The following is a 1,413-nucleotide window of genomic DNA, read 5'->3' on the forward strand; positions in this document are numbered from 1 at the left end:
GTCAGGGAGCCGCGCCGCTGCTGCTTCCCCAGCGCTCGATCGGCGCGGGGATCCGTTGACCATCCGTTCGTGACGGTGACGACGTCGACACGGCTGCCGGACGGAAGATCCCGTTCGATCACCCAGTCGATCGTGCGCAGACTCGCCTCGTGCTCGTCGATACCGATCACGACGTGCTGCGGCACGAGAGCCGCCGCGTCGTGCATGTCAGTGCACCTCCGCCGGCGCGGGTACGTCGGAGGCCGTCGCCGGCACTGCGGCGGCCGGCTGGGGGACGATGCAGATCGGCGCGTGGGAGCGATGCATCAGCGCTTCACCGACCGACCCTCCGAGGAACGCCCCGATGGCGGTGCGGTGCCGTCGCCCGGTGACGATGAGCGAAGCATCCGCCCCGGCTTCATCCAGGAGAGCGGTCGCAGTCTGGCCGTGTCGACGAACCGCGCGGACGTCGAGGTCTGGGTGACGGTCCGCCACGGCACGGCTCGCGGCCTGGAGCTCGAGCGTGCTCTCGTGCTCCCACAGCTCCCGGTCGTCCGCGAGGTAGATGTTCGCGTACGGGGAGATCGTGAGCGGAATGTCCCACGCCCGGACGAGGACGAGTTCGCTGCCACGGACGGCGGCCTGGTCCGCGGCGAACGCGAGCGCGGCTGAGGCGGTCCGACCGTCGACGCCGACCACGACCGGGCCCGCACCGTGGTGCCAGTGCTCGGGCACGGCGACGACAGGCACGGTGGTACGTGCCACGACGCGTTCGGCGATCCGGCCGCCGAGCGTCGCGAGCACGACGTGCGCCTGACGGGCACCGAGCACGAGGACGTCGCTGTCCTCGGAGTCCAGCAGCAGTCGCTCCACCGTCGGCCCCTCCGGCACGGACTGCTCGACCATCAGCCCAGGGTGACGCCGACGCAACCGCGTCTCTGCCTGTTCGAGCCGCTGCTCGGTCCGCAGCACCGTCTCGGAGTAGAGCTCGCTGACCGTGAGCAGCCGAACGCGGTCTCCTGGGCGGAGGTTCTCGTCGATCCATTCGATGGTCCGCGAGCCGGCGTCGGTGTCGTCGACCGCGACGGTGTAGCTGGTCATGGTTGCTCCTCGGCAGGTTCTTCCGGTCTGTGCCCGGCTGGCGACCGCGGTGGTCGCCTGCCACGACGGTAGGTCGACCACAGCGAGCCGTGGAGGGTCGAACGTCCTACCGGTGTTGGCAGGCTTCTCCATTCCGAGACGGTTGCCGGGTCGGTCCGGGCGCACCGGGACCTTCGACACTGTTCCCGCGGCGGATGGACCCGCAGCCTCGTAGCGGAGGGGGTACCGACCGCCTCCGGGAAGGGGTCAGCGATGACCAGACGATTCGTCGTCGGGTGGGATGGGTCGACCGCGGCTCGCGGCGCACTCGCGGGGCACTGATCGCTGAAGGCG

2 protein-coding genes are annotated in these 1,413 nt (G+C 70.5%); both read right to left on the reverse strand.

From position 1 onward, the window contains the following. Window positions 1-206, reverse strand: a 206-nt coding sequence (locus tag I59_RS23145; RefSeq protein WP_042726627.1) for a hypothetical protein, incomplete at its 3' end; no start/stop codon positions are given. Between the two features lies 1 nt (window position 207). Continuing rightward, the gene (locus I59_RS10125) at window positions 208-1,080 is read right to left on the reverse strand and encodes a universal stress protein (protein ID WP_022903771.1); all 873 of its coding nucleotides are present in this window, start codon (window positions 1,078-1,080) and stop codon (window positions 208-210) included. Between the last annotated feature and the right edge of the window lie 333 nt (window positions 1,081-1,413).

Source organism: Curtobacterium sp. B8, assembly GCF_000333315.1.
Lineage (GTDB): Bacteria > Actinomycetota > Actinomycetes > Actinomycetales > Microbacteriaceae > Curtobacterium > Curtobacterium luteum.

What these genes read in the sequence shown, in the direction of transcription:
- I59_RS10125 (WP_022903771.1), bottom strand. Translation starts at nt 1,080, where the DNA reads ATGACCAGCTACACCGTCGCGGTCGACGACACCGACGCCGGCTCGCGG.